Consider the following 19746-nt stretch of genomic DNA (forward strand, 5'->3'; position numbering starts at 1 on the left):
TCTGCCTACTCCATCCTGTCACCAGTTCGAAAATGCGGCACGAGTCGCCCCACCGGATTTGTGCCGGCTCCCTTCAACCAAATGGCAACATTCCACGCACTCACCGCGTCCGTCACTTGTTCAATTGGATCCGTAGTTGGATCCGTAGCCCCCGCCCCGCGCGAATCTGCTTTCGTACTGCGAACCCAACGGGCCGTCCAGCCATGAGCGGCGTCGAGCAACAGCTCTTCGTCCAGCCCAACAAATCGAAATACCCGCAAGGGATGTTCGTCTGCCTCCCAAATGAGATGAAGCAAAGCTGTCAGGACATGTACACACAGCGGATCGGAATCATCACACGTGCACTTGGCACCCCACCGCAACTTATCCACAACGGAATCATCAGGCAGTACATCGAGTCGATTCGACTTGAGAAACGCCACATATTCTGGATCCCACTCCCCGGCAAAGTGGGCGGCCATCCAGTCAGGCCGCATGGCCAGCCATTTCGCAACAGCCTCAATATGTTCCTCATAATGAGCCAAAAGCGGCAGTGCCACCTGGCAACTGCGCCGCGGGCCACTGGCGCGCACTTGAGCCCAAATTTCGCCGCGTACCAACTCGACGTGGACGACAGCACCGGCTTTAGCCTCCTGCCTTGCCTTGCGCACGCGCGCCTTGTCCACCGCATTCCACACTGGGCGCCAAAACGGCTCTAACACGCTTTTTTTCACACATCGTCCTCCTCAAAGACGGTCTGCGGTGTCAATGCAAACAACTCGCGCAACGAATCGTCGTCCAGTTCAGTCACCCACTCCTGCGATGACGAGACAATTGCTTCTGACAGCTCGCGTTTACTCAAAATCATCTGATCGATCCGCTCTTCCAACGTGCCTGCACAGATCATTTTGTGCACCTGAACGTCTTTGGTCTGGCCGATCCGATATGCCCTGTCAGTAGCCTGATCCTCGACTGCAGGATTCCACCAGCGATCGTAATGAAATACGTGATTGGCCCGCGTCAAATTGAGACCGACGCCGCCGGCGCGCAACGATAGAACCAAAATCGGCGACGGATCGCGCCCATTTTGAAACGATTCGACGATTTCGCCACGGCTGCGGGCAGTTAACCCCCCATGCAAAAACTGCGGGCGCACGCCAAACTCCGCTTCCATCGTGTCGCACAAAATCTCGCCCATATCGCGAAACTGCGTAAAAACCAAGGCACATTCGCCATCTTCAACGACAATCCGCAACAGATCCATAAGCTGTCTCAGTTTTCCGCTACGCCGCAACGAAGGTGCTCCACCGGAGATGAGACAGGGATGATCACATACCTGCTTCAACCGCACCAATGTCGAAAGGATCATACCGCGTCGCGACATGGCCTTAGCCCCCGCACCGATCCCGGTGAATAGCTGATCGACAAACGCTTGATACATAGCCGCTTGCTCGGCCGTCAAGTACGCACGTTCGTCGACTTCCCATTTCTCGGGCAATTCGGTTTGAATATCTGGATCGGTCTTTCGCCGCCGCAACAAAACAGGACGCAACAAAGCCTGCAGGCGTGCAATATCGGACGCGCTGTCCTTGTCACCAGAAGCGAGATCGGCAAACGTTCGGCGGAACCAAGCCAAAGTTCCTAGATAACCTGGATTTAAAAAATCCATCAAGGCCCACAGTTCTTCCAGCCGATTTTCCACTGGCGTACCTGTCAGCGCGACTTTATGCCGCCCTTTAAGCATTCGCAAGGCCTGCGCCTGCTTGGTACCCGCATTTTTGATGTTCTGTGCCTCGTCGATTGCGATCACGTCAAACAACCGAGTCAAAAATGAGTCAAGATCGCGCACCAAGGTCGCATAGGTCGTCATGACCACATCGACCTTGCCGGCCGCTAAAGCCGCATCCAAATCGCGCAGTGCGCCATGATGCACATATACCCGTAAACCGGGTGTGAATCGTTCCAACTCGGCGCGCCAATTGGCCAGAAGCGAAGTAGGACACACTAACAAATGCACGCCTTGTGCCGCTTTTTCCTCCTTGAGCTTGAGTAGATATGCAAGCAGCTGTACCGTTTTACCCAAGCCCATGTCATCCGCCAAGCAGGCACCACAGCCGATCTCGCGCAAATGCATCAACCAGGAAAACCCATGCGCCTGATAGTGACGCAATTGCCCACGCAGTCCATACGGCGGTTCGACCGCAGGGACGTGCAGGGCATGCGTAAACACGTCAACCACACGCTTGACCTCAGCTGCCTCTGTCGCGAATTCGACATCAAGCGCAAGATCCTGCGATTCCTGCGCGAGCGCAATGGTACGCGACAAATCAAGGACGGTCGCCTTATGGTCCGACCGCAGACCGAGCCTCTCCAATTCCCGCAAAATATCCGCAATTGGCACCAACCGCCACGATCCTTCGACGCGGATGAACGGCGTCTGTTCAGCGACCATCTGTGCAAAATCTTGTTGCGACAACTCGCGATCCTGGACGACGATTGACCAATCAAAGTCCACCAATTGCTGCGCATCGAGCCACTGCTGGCCAGCCGATGCAACGGCTCGCTTGTCACGTCCACCACGCGCCTGCCGAACCAGGACACGTACGCGAATATCTCCTGCCTGTTCCACCTTTGGCGTCTCGACATAAAAACCTGCCGCCACAAGCGACGGGATAGACTGAACAAGTAGTGGATAGACGTCATCGACAGGAATCTCGACATACGAGGGCGCCGGGCGTCCTAAAGCGTCTGCAATCTGCGGACAGTGACGCGCAGCCTCCCGCAGTTTTGGCAGAATCCACGCATCCGGAGCCACTAATACGTCGCCTTCAATCCGCCATCTGCGCGCCGTCTGTCGCCACCAATCTGACAGCGGTACAAGCTTCCCGGAAAATCGGTGGCGCACGCAAAACTCCAATACCCAATCGGCAGTCGGGGTGTCAGGCGGCGGCGCTTGCAGCGCAAAGGCCACTTCATAAAACGGCCTACCGCTGCGATCCGCCCATTCCATCGCCGCCCACCCCGACTGTGCAAGCCCGCCACGCACAGTCTTCGCGACAAGCCAGCCGTCTGCGACAAACGTCGATTCCTTCGCAATCAGCGCTCGAAGCCAAGCCGCCATGACCTCTGACTCGCCTCGATACATCACCCGATAGGGTCGATCAGGCGCCGCCGCCGAATCCTCGACCCGCTCAAGGCGGGTACGGGCAATGGCATCCACAAGCTCGACAAACAGCCAATCGATCTCATCTATTTCGCTGAACATATTGCATATCTTCGGCTCGGTCTCCGCCACCGATAAAAGGCGAAAGCGCGCCGCTAAGAGCGGCTCCAGCGACCAAGCCGGTGCCCACTTGGCCACAAATGTTCCATCGCCCGCGGCCACCATCACATCGGCCGCGGCGAGCGCCCACTGGCGCAAAAGGCGCACATTTGCCGCCGGCCCGTTTTCGACAGGCACTGCAATCGCCAACACGTCGCCCGAACCAACAATGTGTGAAGCCAACTCGCGTACAGCGATCAACCAACGGTCTGCGGGGCTCTCACCCGATGTGCCACCGGCAAGGGCAACCTCTACCGCCGCCGGAAGCCCGAGTTTCGCATTGACGCCTTCACCCTGCATCTTCTCACCGCTTCCCAGACTTCAAAACCCTGTTCCACCATCATAACACCTGCCGGAGGATGGCGAAAACAGCGCATCACAGGGCGACCACGCTACCCTGAAAGCACAATTACACATGGTCGCCTTCGAAGTCGAAGTCATCTGGGTTGTCGCTCGCAACAAGCGTCGCGTCATCTCCAGGAACCGACGGCCCCATACGATGCGGAGAGACGTTTTCTGCCTCTTCCAATACGTCGTCCGGCCCGCGCTCAGACTGCACCGAATTGTAGATGGGGCGCGGGTGAACACCCAACGTCTTTTTTTGCTCTTGTGAATCGGTCATTACAATGCCTCCTCAAGGGCGAACTCAGCTCCGCCAATAGCGGATCCGTTACAAAGGTTCCCCAATCGATGCCCAGCATATCGGTCGCCGGCCATCCGTACATTGAAATAGGCCGTTGGACATGCGCAAAAACCAACTCGCCGCAAGGAGGGATCGCGTTGTTCAACAGTATTGCCGCCAACTGTCTTCTGGATTTTTTCGTATCGATGGGGCTCGTTATTGGGGGCTCGCTTCTCGGAGGCGTTGCCGCACTTTTGACGCATCACGATCCGAATACGACGATGAGCACGCTTGCCTCTGATCTGAAGGTATGGGCGATTGTCGCGGCATTAGGAGGATCGATGGACGTGTTGCGCGTGATCGACCGCGGTGTGTTTGGCCTTCATCCAGGGCCTATGGTGCGCCAATTCATCTATTTGGTCGCGGCCTTTCTTGGTTGTCACGTGGGATACATGTTCATTCATTGGCTCACAGCGGGGCGTGAGCAACCGTGAAACGCATACTTGCAGCGCTCGCGATCGGCGCACTCGCCGGCATGGCATCCGCTATGGCCTATACTAACCGCGATTTGCATCACATGCACGTCGAAGTCAAAGCGCTTCGCCAAGCCAATGACCAACTGGAAAATGAAAATCAATTTTTGATTGCAGAACGTACCGATCCATCTCGCTATACGTTGCGCAAAATTCAAATTGACTGCCCTCAGGGCACAGATATTCTTTTACAGACGGCGATCAAACGACAAGTTCTGCAAAGCCTTTCTTTCCTAATCGGGAAATCAATGCAAATATTAGTAGATCACCCTTACATGCCTTCTGCCATCGTCGATGTTCAAACTATCACACTCGACAAGCGGCGCTACCGCCTTCACGTCACAGTCGTTATAATGACGAATGACACATTGCACCTGAATGTCCGTGGACAACTTCAGGCTGACCTGTGAAAGGCGGAATTCAACCATGCTCTATAGCGACATGACCAAGGAACAATTGCGAGCTGAGATGAAGGAACTACAGCAAAAGGGGCAACGGGCCTACGACGCACAAAATTGGACAGAGTACGAAGTCTACATGACCAAGTGGTATTTAGCTAAAAGTTATGAGATTCGAGACGAGATTGAGATCGAAATCGGTCGAACTTACCGTATCGCGGAGGAATATGATCGCCTCACGGTAACAGCCATCGAAGGTGTCATGGCCTGGGGTGTCTGGCAAATGACTGGAGAGACAGCCGCCGTCCCCATCGCGCAACTCGAATTGCACGATGAAGACGGCGCATAACCCGCATTCGCCAAGCGAGCTTGCCCCTCACAGTTCAATGACGACATCACCAAGTGCTTTGGGCGCCTGATTCAGCACTTCCACACCTGTTTCGGTCACCGCTACCAAATCTTCAATCCGAACGCCAAATTGCCCGGGCAAATAAATGCCCGGTTCGATGCTCATCACCATGCCCGGCTCGAGTACCTGATCATTACCACCGACGACAAATGGCGCTTCATGAATGTCGAGTCCCACTCCATGTCCTGTTCGATGCGTGAAATATGATCCATATCCTGCACGCTCGATCTCGCTGCGTACAACATGGTCAACTTCCCCAAGAGTCACGCCAGGTTTCACTGCTGCAATGCCCGCCAGGTTTGCGGCCAAGACACACTCATAAACTTCCTTCAGTAGCGACGATGGTTCACCGAGAATAAACGTACGCGTGATATCACTACAGTAGCGACGATATATGCCGCCTGTATCGACAATGACAGCATGCCCACGTTCGATCGCGGCAAGACCCGGCTCATGGTGAGGCTCAGCGGCATGTGCACCTGTTGCAACAATGGCTGGAAACGACATGCCCTCTGCACCAACGGACTGCCAGAGTGATTCGAGCGTCCTTGCTATATCACGCTCACTCACACCAGGCCGAATGTGTTGTTTCACGGCACCCACCACATCATCCGCTTGCCTAGAAGCAGTGCGCAAAAGATCGAGTTCCGTAACGTCTTTGTTGACGCGTAACTTTTCCACCATCGCGTCTCCTAAATGGAACGCAAGCCCTTGCGACACGCGCATCCACGAAAGCAAATGTCTTGCTGGCAACGTTCCATCGACGCCAATCGTACGGTGTGCGTCGGCCATCAACGAGGTAAGCAACACATATGGGTCTTCCCCATCCCGCCACGTGAGCACAGGCACGCCCATGACCGCAGCCGGATCAGCAAACATTTCATGTACCAGTGCAAAACAACGACCATCCGCAAACACAGCGAGAGCCGATAACCTCTCTCCGCTTTCCAACCACACTCCTGTAAAGTAATAGAAGTTTGCAGGATGAGAAAGTACAACCGCTTCCATGTCGCTGCGCCTCAGGCCTTCAGCAAGCTTCCGTCGACGCTCTACGCACACGAGATCCATGTCCATGCACCGAACCTCCAAACTGCTTTCAACAAGAAAAGGGACGCCACAAAGGGCATCCCTTTTGCCGTATTCCTATGGTAACTCAGAAGTTGCCAAGCGTCGACTCTTCTGCCTCATCGGCATCCGTGATACGCGGCACGCGCAACGCACTTGCCACACCCCAGTAATAGAAAATTAAGCTCCCAACACCGACAACAATCGTATCCCATGGGGCAGGAATCACGATAGGGTAAACCTTCGTATTTGTGAAACTTCCCAAAAGCGACATGACACCAATAAACACATAGTAAACAATGAGCCAAAGCCCATTTTTCCAGTCGGATCGCAATTGGCTGCGCGTCTGTGCATCGCGATCCATAAACGCAAAGTACAAAATGAGCGATGCCAACGTGAAACCAATGAGCAATGAATCAGTCTGCCATCCTGCCCAATAGATGATCCATGACGCGGCCAAAAATGCGAGGGGTGCAATAATGTGGACACCCTTCAAACGGTAGGGACGCACGAGATCTGGAAAGGTTTTGCGCAATGCGGTTACCGAGACAGGGCCAATCATATACGTCATGACGGTCGCTGACGTAACCGCGTCAACCAAACCGCTCCATGCGCTGAAGCGAAATGGAAGCGTCCAGATAATCGATAGGATCAAGGTCATCCAGAGACCGCCGCGAGGAATACCGGTGCGAGCATCGACTTTACCAATCACAGAATAGAAGTATCCGTTTTTCGCCCAAGCGAACAGCGTGCGAGCCGTGCCTGACAAATAGATGTTGCCAGTTCCCGATGGCGATAGAATTGCGTCTGCATAAATGATGACCGCCGCCCAACCAAGCCCTAGCGTTTCTAAGAGATTAGCAAACGGCGATTTAAAATCGACACCGCCCCACCCCTGTGTCAAGTGGCTCGCGGGTACAGCCCCGATAAATGAAATCTGCAGCAAAATGTAAATCGCAGAGGCACCGATCACGGCAATGATGATGGCACGCGGGATATCGCGCTGTGGATTGCGAGCTTCCGCGCCAAAATCGACCGCTTGTCGGAACCCAAGGAACGCAAAGACCAGTCCCCCGGCTGTTAAAGCCTGCATCGCACCGTGCACACCACCGGGAGAAGCTCCACCAACCGCAAAATTATGGGGATGAAAGTGCACAAGCAACAAAATGATGGTCAACAATGGAACAATAAACTTTAAGAGTGTAACGATAGTATTGATTTTTCCGAATACATTAACACTCCAATAGTTGATAAGAAAGAAGATAACCAAAAGTGCGATTTGCAGTAGATAACCCCAGGCCGTCACGTTTTGCGCGGCATCTTCAAGACCTGGTATATAACTGGACATATACCCACGTACGGCCTCTGCCTCAACGCCAGCGACGGATGAATAAGCCATCATGGAAGCAAAGCCAATGAGAAAACCTACAAGCGATCCATGCGTGTAGTCGGGATAGCGAACAAAGCCTCCTGCGCGCGGAATGGCAGCCGCCAGCTCACCATAGACGAGACCAATCAACAAGACGGCGATGGCACCAAAAATCCAAGCCATCCAAGCGTCGCCGCCCGCAAACCCTGCCGCCTTTTGCGATGCAAAGAGCCACCCAGATCCAACCATTGACCCTATACCTAATAAGGATAGGTCTAGAAGACTGAGCCTTCGTTTAAATTTACCTTGATCCATATACGCTCCCCTTACATGTCAAGATATCTTCCAAGGGCGTCAAACCCTTTGGCCTATTATATCATCGCGCAGTAACATTTCGAACAATTCTGTTACGTGGACTACAAAAAATTTTTCGGTTTTTCTCGAATCGGCACAAAATACCGCAAATTGTAGATAACAAATTCGCAGGTCTCGAAACCAACCTGCGCAAACAAATTTTCAAACCCCATTGCCAAAGCTTGCTTTTACAGAACCCAAACATCCGTTCTTGCTATCTCTCATCTAGAAATATGCAATAAAGAGAGAACACTAAACCCTTGATTGCCAGCATTGTATCCTATAAGAAATCCACAATAGGCAATCCAGATAAACCACACAAAAACTGCGGCGCTTGTCAGCCAGCCGCGCCCTTTATGTCCGCGTGTGACGCGCGAGCGCCACACAAAAAGCGCAATCGCCAAGATACCTAAAGCTGCCCCTACGATATATGTGGCGTTCATGGATCAAGATCGCCCGCCGGTCCCGTGTGTCGCCGTGCTGCGTAGCGTAGGCAGGATTTTATCCGGTCGCAACGTGCGAACCGGTGTATGCGTCGACTCATCTGCGGGATCAAATCGTTCCAAAAAGTCGACGACCTCCTTCGTCACAGCCGTCGGTGTGCTTGCACCCGAGGTGACAGCCACCCTTTTCGCCTGCAGAAGCCAATCTGGGCGAATTTCCGTGACATCGGCTACACGATACGCCTTGACCCCAGCAATCTCCTCGGCCACTTGCGCCAGCCGATTGGAGTTATTGCTGCGTGGATCGCCGACGACGATACAGACGTCCGCCGACCCAGCCTGTTCTGCCACAGCTTGCTGCCGGGTTTGCGTCGCCAGGCAGATCTCGTTATGGACCTCCGCTGTTGGGTACTTCTGTACGACCAGTTCCGTCAGTTCACGCGTATCCCACTGGCTCATCGTCGTCTGATTGGTCACGACAATCTTGTCAGTCGCAAGGTGTAAGCCATCGACATCTGCCGAACTTTCGACTAAATGAACATGGCCTGGTGCAACCCCCATGGCTCCCTCGGGTTCAGGATGGCCGCGCCGACCGATGTATACGATCTCATATCCAAGCGCCGTCTTTTCGCGGATCAACTCGTGCGTGCGATTGACATCCGGACACGTCGCGTCGATCACGCGCAGACCTTTTTCCTGTGCACGTCGCTTAACCTCCGGCGATACACCATGTGCCGTAAAAATCACTGTACCAGAATCGACCTTTTCAAGCAGCTGTAGCCGATCCTCGCCATCGACCGTAATCACGCCTTCACGTGCAAACGCATCGACCACGTGCTGGTTATGCACAATCATGCCTAAAATATAAATAGGCCGAGGAAGCCGCTTGTCTTCTGCGGCTCGTTTCGCAATCACCATAGCATCTACCACGCCGTAACAATACCCGCGCGGTGTGATTTTGAGGACCTCCATCGTCATGCCCTCCTTTGCTGACTTTATCATACACCAAAGTGGACTCACACAGTGGCACTGCCGACAATGCCATGCTGTCAGCTCTGCGCTGAACGGCGCCACTGGTGCAACAACCTTTGTTTCAAATCCCACAGTGGTTGTGAGAGATCGACATGGTACTCATGCGGATTTAAATGGCGCCGAATTTCCGATGAAAATGCGCTAAGCTGATGTTCGACGCGAGCCTGAATCGAACGTAGAGACGGCAATTCATAGACCAAATCGCCGCCGATAAACACGGGAACGAGCAGTTCTTCGATCTCGTAGTTTTGTACCACTTTGCGCTTGTAAGTGTGGATGGGATGGAACAACTCCAACGGCTCTGACGGGTCGTACTGTTCGTCAGCCAGTGCAATCAAATCGGCCACCGCGGCGCCATCGACATACAAGCGAAGCACCTTCTTCTTCCCCGGATTTGTAACCTTGTTCGGATTCTCCGAGATTTTAATGCGTGGCTCCAGTCGATCCCCAAACTGCTGCGCAACGAGCTTGTACACGCACCCTAAAGCGGGACAATCCGTACTTGTAATAAGCCGCGTACCAACACCAAAGGAATCAATTTCGGCGCCTTGCGTGAGAAGGTCGCGAATCGTATATTCGTCGAGATCAGAGGAGGCAATAATTTGAACATCCGCAAGGCCTGCGGCATTCAACATCTGGCGGGAACGCTTTGACAAATACGCGAGATCGCCACTGTCGATGCGAATGCCCTTTAGCGATTGCCCGGCTTCTTTCATCGCCAGACCAACGCGGATGGCATTAGGCACTCCACTGCGCAATACGTCATATGTGTCGACGAGTAGCACTGTGTTCTCCGGAAACGCTGCACGATAGGCCTCAAACGCCTCTAATTCGGTCGGGAAACTCTGTATCCAGCTGTGCCCTTGTGTACCCGCTACCGGGATGTCATATGACTTAGCCGCCAAGACATTACTCGTGGCTACGCAGCCACCAATAAATGCTGCGCGCGTTCCGAACACGGCTGCATCCGCGTTCTGCGCCCTCCTTAAGCCCATTTCGATCACGGCGCTACCAGGATGTTTGACATTCGTCTGCGCGGCCTCGACAATACGCCGCGATTTTGTGGCAATCAAACTCTGGTGGTTAATAAACGCCAGTAGCGCGGATTCGATCAATTGCACCTCCGCAATCGCGCCCTCAATGCGCAGCAGTGGTTCGTTGGGAAAGACGACCGTGCCCTCGGGCACAGCATACACGTCCCCGCGAAAGCGAAAATCTCGCAAATACTCAAGAAAGTCCTCGGAAAACATGTCGAGCGAGCGCAGATAGGCGAGATCGTCCACGGAGAACTGCAACTGATGCAGGTACCAAACAACCTGTTCCAAGCCCGCAGCAATGACATAGCCGTTGCCACATGGATTTTTACGATAAAACAAATCAAAGACAACCCGCTGCTCGTGTCTGCCTGCCTTAAAGTGGCCATACATCATGGTCAATTGGTATAAATCAGTCAATAACGCCAGGTTTCGATCGCGATACACAGGCAAAGCTGCAATCTCCTCAACCCGTTGCTGTGCTCGCTCCCGTTGATTTGACACTTCGTTCATCTCCAGTACTGTGTTCCAAGTTCTCACTGCTGCATAACGCGCGCCACTTCGCGCAGCACCGCTGCATCAGACCCAGCCGCCACATCCCGGGCCGCGAGTGTGTACGACTCGCCGGCGAGCGTTTGCATGACCCCACCCGCCTCAGTCACCAACAAGGCCCCAGCCGCAATGTCCCATGCGTTTAGGTCGAACTCCCAGAAGATATCGATGCGGCCAGCGGCCACGTACGCCAAATGCAACGCTGCTGCGCCAAGCGTGCGCAAGCTCTTGACTCGGCTGATCAACTCTGCCGCAAGTTGCATCACGCGCTTGCGATCCGCATGGCGAACAGGCATGCCGGTGGCCATGACTGCCCGGCGAAGTTCCCCGACGCCGGAAACCACTATTTTCCGTCCAGGAAGTTTGGCGTCAGGCTGTGTCAGCCACGCTTGCGCGTCGGACTTTGTACATACATGTGCGCCACCCCCGCGCACGGCAAAAAACAACTCATCTCGGTATGGGTCGAACACGACACCCGTCTCGAGCTGTCCTCCAACGGCGTACGCAATCGACACGACCGACAGCGGAAGCCCGTGGACAAAGTTTGTCGTTCCATCGAGTGGATCGACAATCCATAAATGCTCATGCTCTGCGCAAGCGGCAAGCGCCGCTACAGCCGCCTCGCGGCCCGGTGCAACTCCCTCCTCACCCAGTACATCGTGCCCCGGGAAGGATTTGTGGATTTCATCGCGGATAGCCGCTTCACAAGCGCGATCAACATCTGTCACAACGTCTGCCAAAGACGATTTCGTCTCAACAACGAGCTCTGTCAAGTAACGTGCAGACATCCGTTCACCGGCAGCCAGCGCCGCGCGCATCGCCGTACCGAGAGTTGTTGATTGTGGCACATCTGCCATCCAAGTTACAATCCCTTCTGCAACATCGCGAACTTTATTCGTCTTTAAAGCTTCTCCAATCGAGCTTGGAATCGGCCAACATCTCTTCAAACGAAACATCGTCATCATCCGCCGGATCGAACAGTTCTGCGAACGATAAGTCTGGATTCTCCGCCAACCGTTCTGCGGCCGGCCGGCGCATATCAGTTTTTTCCTTCTTTTGCTGTTGCTGTGTCACTGGACGCGCCTGTGCCTCTTCGACCAAAGCGCTCTTTAACGCCGCCAAGCGCGCCGCGACATCGGCATTCATGGCATCGCGCAACAAAAACGACTCGGCATCATCGCCGCGTTTTGCGGACTCGGGTTTGGGTTTTACATCCATCCGATCCGCAGCGTATGCGGGCTTATCGTCCGCAAACGAATCATTCTGTTGCTTACGCCTATGCCCCTGCTTCCCCATCACGCCTCACCTTCAGCCTTCCCATGACCTTGTAACCACTTGGCAAGATACGCCTTCTCATCGTCGACAACCGTCGGATGTGCCGCCAAGTAATTGCGTAAGACCTCATCCTCGTAAGCCGGATGTTGAGGATCAAGTCCTACCTGACTGATGTCCGATGTCAAACGCCGATCATAAAGCACAGACCATATCTCGGCTCCATCAACCAATTCCCTCTGCAACATCTGCATGTAAATCCCATCTGCCGCATTGCCATCCTGCCGAAGATACATGTACATCTCGTAATCGTCAAACGCGTGCACCCAATCCAGGGGATCGAACGTGCGCACAGCCCCCACCTCTTATATGCCGGCCCATGGCAACAAGCATGGTGCCGGCGTCTGCTTATACACGTGAACTTGTGCATCCGATTTGCTACAATACCGATAGTTGTGCTGTAAAACAACCAGCAACACTTGGGAGGCATTGTCAGTGCGTCGGTTTTTTTGGGTACTCTTCTTTGTCGCGGTGGTCGTTGTCGCGGTGGAAACCTTTATACCACGCAGCGCGTGAAACCCAACCGAAGGCGAACCGAACGTCCTCAAGAGCTGGCAAGTCCAAGCGCTTCACGGACCTTCGGTTCGACCTTTGCAAAGCCCTTGTCACCTGCGGCTCGAAATGTCAGTGTTCCATCTTTCCCAAAAACAAAGAAGGCGGGCGTGTACTCGTTGCTAAACGCATTCGCCAGCTTATGCTCGTTGTCAATGGCACACGGTTGCGTGATATGATATCGTTCAATATCGGCTTGTACGCGCGAAATCTCCGTGTCCTCTTGCATTCGTGGCATGTGAACCGCAACGGTGCATAGACCGTGATCTGCATATTCATCGCGCAATCGCAATACTTCTGGCATGGTTTCGTGGCAAATGTGGCACGAAACGGCCCAAAAATGAACTAAAACTACCTTCCCCGGTTCAATGTTTGGCTCGCCGTTGATCCACTCCGTGGCACCCACCAATTGTGGCATTTCAGTTCCTAACCTCATCGGCATACAGAATCCCTCCTAACCTGAAGCATCCAGCCGGTTTGTTGCGCAATCATTACATATGCAAAGGGAAGTTCTGACATCGTCAGAACTCCCCACCGTAGATCCGAACCACATTATACGGACAGCGTCTTGTCGCCGGGTTTCCAGTTAGCCGCACACATGCCACCAGCCTGCAGTGCCTCTAGCACGCGCAATGTCTCATCGACGCTGCGCCCGACGTCGTTGTTGTGGAGAACTTGGTACATGACGGTGCCGTCGGGATCGATAATGAACAGACCGCGCATCGCTGTACCTGTCTCTTCGTCAAGTACTTCATAACTGCGCGAAACGCGCTTTGTAAAATCAGAAGCAAGAGGGTAATTCAAACCGCCAAGGCCATTCTGTGTCCGCGGCAATTGAATCCAAGCCTTATGACTATGTACGCTGTCCGTACTGACACCCAACACCTCAGCATCGAGATCATGAAATTCCTGGATGCGCTCGTTAAACGCCATGACTTCCGTGGGGCAGACAAACGTAAAATCTCCAGGATAGAAAAAGAGAATGAGCCACTTACCACGATAATCCGACAACTGTACGCGTTCAGCAAGGGTCTCCATGTTTTTCGTTGAAAGCATGTCAAAATGAGGAGCTGGACGACCAACCAATGGCATTCGAGAAACCTCCTTTTGCTTATTCGCCAAACAAAGGAGACTCGCGCTGGAAAAACTGGCGAAAGGCCTCCGTGCTGATTATACTAAGCGTAAGATGGCCTTTCAAACTGGAGACAGCAAAGAAGGGAGCAACTCATATTATGGAAACTTACCGCTCAGATTCGTGGTCAAACGCCCACTTTCGGGTGAAAGACGCACTGGCGGCGTTGCTCAACGAAATGCGCGATTGCGGCTACAATCCAAGCCTGCATATCTCATACGACGCAAATGAACACCACTTGCTCGTCGATCCGGTCATCCTGCACAAACACCCGTCCATCAAGCGAGTATACCTCGAATACTTGGACGCTTGCCACGCCCGAGACACAGCCGTCGAAGACATTCAATCGCTCCCCAAACTGGACCTCGGATTTACCAACTGAGGATGAACATGATATGCGACGAGGTGCCGCTTCTCAAGTATGAAGCGGCACCTCGTCGTGCATAACATCAGCCAATGTCAGGGCGTCAAGCGCCCGGGTGATGGCATTTGTCACTCTTACCCAAACGTTGCGCGCATGGCAACCGACAAATAAATCACAAGCCGACTCGGAGCTGTCTGCCTCGCCGACACATGCGACAGGCGCCAATGAACCTTCTAAAACGCGCACCAACTCCCCAACGGAAATTTCATCCGCCGGACGGCTTAAATGGTACCCACCATTGGCCCCACGCACGCTGGTGACTAAATTTGCCCTGCGCAGCTTCGCCATGATTTGATCTAAAAATGGTTCAGGTATCGATTCGGATTCGGCAACCGCCCGCAAGGGAACAGGCCGATCGACGCCAGCCATCATCGCCAAGGCCACCATCGCGCGCAAACCATACTCGGTTCTGCTCGAAATTTTCACCGAATCTCCCCTATCTCATTCATGGCCGAGCGAATAGACGCTGAATCGACAGGAGGCCATTAGGCCTCGTAGTCAATCCACACCTCGTCTCCTCGAACCTCAACCGCGTATGTTGCAAGTGGAATCACACACGGAAAAGCAGTGGGCTGTCCCGTGCGAACGTCAAACTTACCACCGTGTCGCGGACACGCGACAATATGCCCTTCGAGTTTGCCCGCAGACAACGATTGTGCAGCGTGTGTACACACATCAGACGTCGCAAAAAATCCATCTTCCGTGTGGTACAAAGCGACATCCTCGTCGTCAAACGCAACTTGCATCATCTCGCCGACAGCGAGATCGGACACTTTTGCTGCCTTGACCCAAGCCATTAACCAATCGAACCTTCCATTTCAAACTTGATGAGACGGTTCATCTCGACAGCGTACTCCATGGGCAACTCACGTGTGAACGGTTCGATGAAGCCCATCACAATCATGCGAGTTGCATCCTCCTCGGAAATACCGCGGCTCATCAAATAGAACAACTGCTCCTCGCTCACCTTCGACACAGACGCTTCGTGTTCCAGTGTGACGTCGTCGTTCATAATCTCGTTGTACGGAATTGTATCCGACGTCGAATTGTCATCCAGGATCAGCGTATCACACTTGATATTGGCCTTGGCACCCACAGCGCTTGGCGAAAAGCTTGCAAGACCGCGATAGGTAGTTTTACCACCATGCTTGCTGATGGACTTGGAAACGATGGTGGACGTTGTATTCGGCGCATTATGCACCACTTTTGCGCCTGCGTCCTGATGCTGCCCACGACCAGCGACCGCGATTGACAGTACCATCGCCTTCGCACCTTCACCCTGCATATACACCGATGGATACTTCATGGTCAGCTTCGACCCGATGTTGCCGTCGACCCATTCCATCGTCGCATCGCGGTATGCAACCGCGCGCTTGGTGACCAGGTTGTAAATATTTGGCGCCCAGTTCTGAATCGTCGTATAGCGGCAACGCCCGCGATCTTTGACAATGATTTCGACGACGGCACTGTGCAACGAGTTGGTGCTGTACACAGGTGCCGTGCAACCTTCGACATAATGCACAAAGCTGTCTTCATCGGCAATGATCAAGGTGCGTTCGAACTGACCCATATTCTCCGAGTTGATGCGGAAGTACGCCTGCAGCGGCACTTCACAACGCACGCCCTTCGGCACATAGATGAAGCTGCCCCCGCTCCATACAGCGCTATTCAACGCGGCAAACTTGTTGTCTTCCGGCGGCACGACCGTCCCGAAATACTCTTTGAAGATCTCGGGATACTCGCGCAACGCCGTATCTGTATCGGTGAACAAGACGCCCATCTTTTCGAGGTCTTCGCGCATCGAATGGTAGACGACCTCAGACTCGTACTGTGCGGAGACACCGGCCAAGAACTTCTGCTCGGCCTCGGGAATACCCAGTCGATCAAACGTATTTTTAATCTCCTCAGGAACCTCTTCCCACGTCTTCCCTTTTTTCTCCGACGGTTTCACGTAGTAGGTAATGTCGTCAAAATCGAGTTCACTGAGGTCTCCGCCCCATTTCGGCATACCCTTTTCCAAGAAAATCTCGAGCGAGCGAAGGCGAAAATCCGTCATCCACCCCGGCTCGTTTTTCATCATCGAAATCTCTTCGACCGTCTTGCGCGTCAGTCCCTTTTCAAACTTAACGACCGAAACGTCCTTGTCTCGGAAGCCATACTGGTACTCTTCCATATCCGGCAAAGGTTTCGCCATCTGGACGTCCTCCTTTTACATCACGAATGCAGATTTTGGGAAATCAAACATGTGTGAATCATGCCTTGGCTTCGCCATCGACTTCACTTGATCCCGCCGCCCTTTCAAGCGCCTGCCACGCGAGCGTCGCGCACTTGATTCGAGCCGGGAACTTGGATACACCTTGTAACGACTCTAATTCGCCCAACTCATCGAGATCGGCCGGTTCGCCCTTCATCATGCCGCGGAACGTATGAGCCAGATGCAAGGCTTCCGAAATCGTCTTACCTTTGATGGCATCCGTCATCATTGAGGCGGAAGCCATCGAGATGGAGCATCCGCTGCCGCGAAAACGCACGTCTTTCACGACGCCGTCCTCCACCAGCATCTGCAAGCGAATTTCATCACCACAGCTCGGGTTGCGCAGATCGACGGCGATCGCGTCGTCAGCAAGCTGGCCTTGGTTGCGCGGATGCTGATAGTGGTCCATGATCACCTGACGATACAAATCATCCAATTGCATGGCCAAAGAACTCCTTCGCCTGTTTCAACGCTGCCACAAAGGCATCGACATCGTCTTCTGTGTTATATAAATAAAAGCTCGCACGTGCTGTAGCTCCAACATGTAAGATGCGCATCAACGGCTGAGCGCAGTGATGGCCGGCGCGAACAGCAACGCCTGCAGCATCCAGCACTGTCGCCACGTCATGCGGATGCACACCGTCCAGATTAAATGTTACAAGTCCCGCTCGGGGTTTGCCTGGACCTGGACCGTATACCGTGACGCCCTCGATTTCCGCCAAACGCTGAACGGTGAGATCAGCAAGGTGCGCGTCGTGCTTCGCAATTTCCTCCATACCGATGTTGCTCAAGTACTCGATCGCGGCACCCAGACCGATGGCACCTGCGATGATGGGAGTGCCGCCTTCGAACTTCCACGGCGCCTCTTTCCAAGTCGACTCGTGTAGCTCGACGATGTCAATCATCTCTCCACCAAAATACGTCGGCTCCATTTCCGCGAGCAACGACGGTTTCCCATAAAGGACGCCGATACCTGTCGGCCCCAGCATCTTGTGGCCGGAAAACGCCAGAAAGTCGCAATCCAAATCCTGTACATCCGTAGGCATATGCGGCACGCTTTGCGCGCCATCGACGACGATCACGGCGCCATGGCGATGCGCGATCGCAGCTATCTCACGCACCGGATTGACCGTTCCTAGAACGTTTGACACATGCGCAATTGCGACGACTTTCGTTCGGTCCGTCACGGCCGCCTCTACATCAGCCAAACGGATGCTTCCATCTTCCTGTAACGGCAAGTAGCGAAGCGTCGCGCCAGTCGCACGCGCCGCCTGTTGCCACGGGATCAAATTGCTGTGGTGCTCGCTCGGCGGCAGCACAATTTCGTCACCAGGCTGCAGGTGGGCACGCGCGTAGCCGTGGGCCACCATGTTGATGGATTCTGTAGTCCCGCGGGTGAACACGACTTGGTATGGCGACGGAGCATTGATGAAGCGCGCGACCTTCTCGCGGGCTCCTTCATACGCCTCTGTAGCTCGCGTGCCAAGAGTGTGTACCCCCCGGTGGACGTTCGAATTCTCGCTCTCGTAATAACGACGGAGCACATCAAGGACCTGGCGCGGCTTTTGCGAAGTCGCCGCATTATCCAGATAAACCAGCGGATGGCCGTTAATTTTCTCTTGAAAAATCGGGAAGTCCTCCCGAATCGCAAGCGGGTTCATCGGCTAAGCTCCCTTTCTATACGCGCCACAACCAATTCCCGCATCGGGTCGCTCGCGAGAGCCTCGACCGTATCGTGCAGATAGCCCCAGATGATCATTTGCACGGCGATGGACTTGGGAATACCACGCGACATCAGGTAATAGACCTGTGTCGGATCGATTTTGCCGACGCTCGCAGCATGCCCGCAGCGCTGGACGTCGTTTTCATCAATGAGTAACATCGGAATGGCGTCCGCGCGTGCTGTACCGTCAATCATGATCATCCGATCATGCTGTTCACTGCCTGCACCGACAGCGCCCTTGACGATTTCCGTGCGGCTGCGGAAAATCGTGTTCGCCTTGTCGCGCAAAGCGCCGTGCATGACGATCTCGCTCTCCGTATGCCGTCCCACATGCCGCATGCTCGCCGTCAAGTCGACGTGTGCACGCCCATGTCCAAGCCCAACGACGCGAGCGAGACCTTTCGCCCCCGCCCCGGCCAACTCGTTTTCCACCAACTCCACGCAGAGGCCGTCGCTTGTGTCGGCGACTGTCCATAAGACGTGCGCATCCTTGCCAACGCGTGCACGACGGGTTACAAAGTGTGTGGGCCCGCGATGGAATGCGTCCGCCGTAGAAACCTGTACTCGACTATCTGCCAGCGCTACAATCTCCAGCACATGGCTGTTGACCACCTTTGCACCAGTCGTTGCGGCAAATACCGTCTCCGCATACTGAATATCGGCCAATTCTGCTGCAACCACGAGACTGCGCGAATAAGCCCCGGATTCGCCACCAGTCCATACATAAACGGTCTCAAACGGCGCATCAATGTGCGTACCTTTAGGGGCGTACAAGAAAACGCCACCAGCAAATAACGCCTGATTCAGCGCCGTCCACTTGTTTTCATTTGCCGTCACGACGGTCCCGAAATGTGCCTTCCACAGTGCTTCCGCCTTTTCTGGTGCCTCGTGAATGGTGCAATAGGTTACGCCTGCCGCCTTCGCTTCCTCAGTCAAGCGAAGATCGACGGGCAATCCATCGACAAACAGGGCATACGAATGTTGCAGACGATCGATGTACGCTTGCACTTCAGCGGGAACTTTGCCGACTTGCTCCGAGAATGTCCCGGTCTCCCACGTCAATTTGCGCAGGTCTGTTTTTTCAACATAGGGCTGCGGCAGTTCCTGAAATGTCCGCCAAGCCGCTTCTCTTAGCGCCAGCAACGACGAAGGTTCGCCCAACGCTTGAGCGACGCGGTGAACATGGCTGACAGCCGTATTGACTTCGCTCATCCCGC

22 protein-coding genes are annotated in these 19746 nt (G+C 54.1%); 4 read left to right on the top strand and 18 right to left on the bottom strand.

Going from position 1 to position 19746, the window contains the following annotated elements; all coding sequences use genetic code 11:
- Positions 1–5 precede the first annotated feature (5 nt).
- The 3 genes from BLU70_RS02730 to BLU70_RS02740 all read right to left on the bottom strand — a co-directional run bounded on the left by BLU70_RS02730 (position 6) and on the right by BLU70_RS02740 (position 3923).
- A complete protein-coding gene (locus tag BLU70_RS02730; protein WP_074691765.1) occupies positions 6–713 on the bottom strand; it encodes a hypothetical protein in 708 nt (235 codons plus the stop codon).
- Entirely contained in the window at positions 710–3601 is a 2892-nt protein-coding gene (locus BLU70_RS02735; RefSeq protein ID WP_074691768.1) for a DEAD/DEAH box helicase, read from the bottom strand. The genes BLU70_RS02730 and BLU70_RS02735 overlap by 4 nt, the downstream gene beginning before the upstream one ends.
- A gap of 109 nt (positions 3602–3710) precedes the next feature.
- Positions 3711–3923, bottom strand: a complete 213-nt coding sequence (locus BLU70_RS02740) for a hypothetical protein (protein ID WP_074691770.1) — start codon at positions 3921–3923, stop codon at positions 3711–3713.
- A gap of 158 nt (positions 3924–4081) precedes the next feature.
- Here BLU70_RS02740 and BLU70_RS02745 point away from each other — a divergent pair, with 158 nt between their 5' ends.
- Genes BLU70_RS02745 through BLU70_RS02755 form a run of 3 tightly spaced genes read left to right on the top strand, consistent with a single transcriptional unit; the run spans position 4082 to position 5203 of the window.
- The gene (locus tag BLU70_RS02745) at positions 4082–4417 is read left to right on the top strand and encodes a YtrH family sporulation protein (RefSeq protein WP_040289790.1); all 336 of its coding nucleotides are present in this window, start codon (positions 4082–4084) and stop codon (positions 4415–4417) included.
- A complete protein-coding gene (locus BLU70_RS02750; RefSeq protein ID WP_074691773.1) occupies positions 4414–4866 on the top strand; it encodes a sporulation membrane protein YtrI in 453 nt (150 codons plus the stop codon). Before BLU70_RS02745 ends, BLU70_RS02750 begins: the two co-directional genes overlap by 4 nt.
- 16 nt (positions 4867–4882) lie before the next feature.
- Positions 4883–5203: a DUF1811 family protein gene (locus BLU70_RS02755; protein WP_074691776.1), complete on the top strand. Its 321-nt coding sequence runs from the start codon at positions 4883–4885 to the stop codon at positions 5201–5203.
- Positions 5204–5230: 27 nt separating this feature from the next.
- Here the strand turns inward: BLU70_RS02755 and BLU70_RS02760 are convergent, their stop codons facing one another.
- The 9 genes from BLU70_RS02760 to BLU70_RS02805 all read right to left on the bottom strand — a co-directional run bounded on the left by BLU70_RS02760 (position 5231) and on the right by BLU70_RS02805 (position 14088).
- Positions 5231–6337 (bottom strand): M24 family metallopeptidase, encoded by a 1107-nt coding sequence (locus BLU70_RS02760; protein ID WP_244885095.1) that lies wholly within the window; start codon positions 6335–6337, stop codon positions 5231–5233.
- Positions 6338–6416: 79 nt separating this feature from the next.
- Positions 6417–8012 carry an APC family permease gene (locus BLU70_RS02765; protein WP_040289794.1) on the bottom strand — a complete coding sequence of 532 codons (1596 nt, stop codon included), beginning with the start codon at positions 8010–8012 and terminating at the stop codon, positions 6417–6419.
- Between the two features lie 485 nt (positions 8013–8497).
- On the bottom strand, positions 8498–9466 hold the full coding sequence (locus BLU70_RS02775; protein ID WP_074691782.1) for a 4-hydroxy-3-methylbut-2-enyl diphosphate reductase: 969 nt from the start codon (positions 9464–9466) through the stop codon (positions 8498–8500).
- 77 nt (positions 9467–9543) lie between these two features.
- On the bottom strand, positions 9544–11073 hold the full coding sequence (locus tag BLU70_RS02780; protein ID WP_074691785.1) for a nicotinate phosphoribosyltransferase: 1530 nt from the start codon (positions 11071–11073) through the stop codon (positions 9544–9546).
- Between the two features lie 23 nt (positions 11074–11096).
- On the bottom strand, positions 11097–11969 hold the full coding sequence (locus BLU70_RS02785) for an inositol monophosphatase family protein (protein WP_006447371.1): 873 nt from the start codon (positions 11967–11969) through the stop codon (positions 11097–11099).
- Between the two features lie 34 nt (positions 11970–12003).
- Positions 12004–12408, bottom strand: a complete 405-nt coding sequence (locus tag BLU70_RS02790; protein ID WP_074691787.1) for a hypothetical protein — start codon at positions 12406–12408, stop codon at positions 12004–12006.
- Positions 12408–12737 (bottom strand): hypothetical protein, encoded by a 330-nt coding sequence (locus BLU70_RS02795; RefSeq protein ID WP_040289797.1) that lies wholly within the window; start codon positions 12735–12737, stop codon positions 12408–12410. The genes BLU70_RS02790 and BLU70_RS02795 overlap by 1 nt, the downstream gene beginning before the upstream one ends.
- A 251-nt stretch (positions 12738–12988) precedes the next feature.
- On the bottom strand, positions 12989–13438 hold the full coding sequence (locus BLU70_RS02800) for a redoxin family protein (RefSeq protein ID WP_143027470.1): 450 nt from the start codon (positions 13436–13438) through the stop codon (positions 12989–12991).
- Positions 13439–13548: 110 nt separating this feature from the next.
- A complete protein-coding gene (locus BLU70_RS02805; RefSeq protein WP_040289798.1) occupies positions 13549–14088 on the bottom strand; it encodes a peroxiredoxin in 540 nt (179 codons plus the stop codon).
- Between the two features lie 140 nt (positions 14089–14228).
- Here BLU70_RS02805 and BLU70_RS02810 point away from each other — a divergent pair, with 140 nt between their 5' ends.
- Positions 14229–14510, top strand: coding sequence for a hypothetical protein (locus tag BLU70_RS02810; protein WP_040289799.1), 282 nt, complete (start codon positions 14229–14231; stop codon positions 14508–14510).
- Between the two features lie 33 nt (positions 14511–14543).
- Here BLU70_RS02810 and BLU70_RS02815 read toward each other — a convergent pair whose 3' ends face one another.
- From BLU70_RS02815 to BLU70_RS02840, 6 genes are read right to left on the bottom strand one after another with little or no spacing between them, the layout of a single operon-like run.
- Positions 14544–14978, bottom strand: coding sequence for an RrF2 family transcriptional regulator (locus tag BLU70_RS02815; RefSeq protein ID WP_040289800.1), 435 nt, complete (start codon positions 14976–14978; stop codon positions 14544–14546).
- 59 nt (positions 14979–15037) lie between these two features.
- Complete coding sequence (locus BLU70_RS02820) at positions 15038–15349, bottom strand: non-heme iron oxygenase ferredoxin subunit (protein ID WP_040289801.1); 312 nt, start codon at positions 15347–15349, stop codon at positions 15038–15040.
- Positions 15349–16746 carry a Fe-S cluster assembly protein SufB gene (gene sufB, locus BLU70_RS02825; RefSeq protein WP_006447378.1) on the bottom strand — a complete coding sequence of 466 codons (1398 nt, stop codon included), beginning with the start codon at positions 16744–16746 and terminating at the stop codon, positions 15349–15351. The genes BLU70_RS02820 and sufB overlap by 1 nt, the downstream gene beginning before the upstream one ends.
- 58 nt (positions 16747–16804) lie before the next feature.
- Positions 16805–17248: a Fe-S cluster assembly sulfur transfer protein SufU gene (gene sufU / locus BLU70_RS02830; RefSeq protein ID WP_040289803.1), complete on the bottom strand. Its 444-nt coding sequence runs from the start codon at positions 17246–17248 to the stop codon at positions 16805–16807.
- Positions 17235–18467 (bottom strand): cysteine desulfurase, encoded by a 1233-nt coding sequence (locus tag BLU70_RS02835; RefSeq protein WP_006447380.1) that lies wholly within the window; start codon positions 18465–18467, stop codon positions 17235–17237. The genes sufU and BLU70_RS02835 overlap by 14 nt, the downstream gene beginning before the upstream one ends.
- Positions 18464–19741: a SufB/SufD family protein gene (locus BLU70_RS02840; protein WP_074691790.1), complete on the bottom strand. Its 1278-nt coding sequence runs from the start codon at positions 19739–19741 to the stop codon at positions 18464–18466. Before BLU70_RS02840 ends, BLU70_RS02835 begins: the two co-directional genes overlap by 4 nt.
- Positions 19742–19746: the final 5 nt, after the last annotated feature.

The organism is Alicyclobacillus hesperidum (genome assembly GCF_900107035.1).
In the GTDB taxonomy this organism is placed as follows: Bacteria; Bacillota; Bacilli; order Alicyclobacillales; family Alicyclobacillaceae; genus Alicyclobacillus; species Alicyclobacillus hesperidum.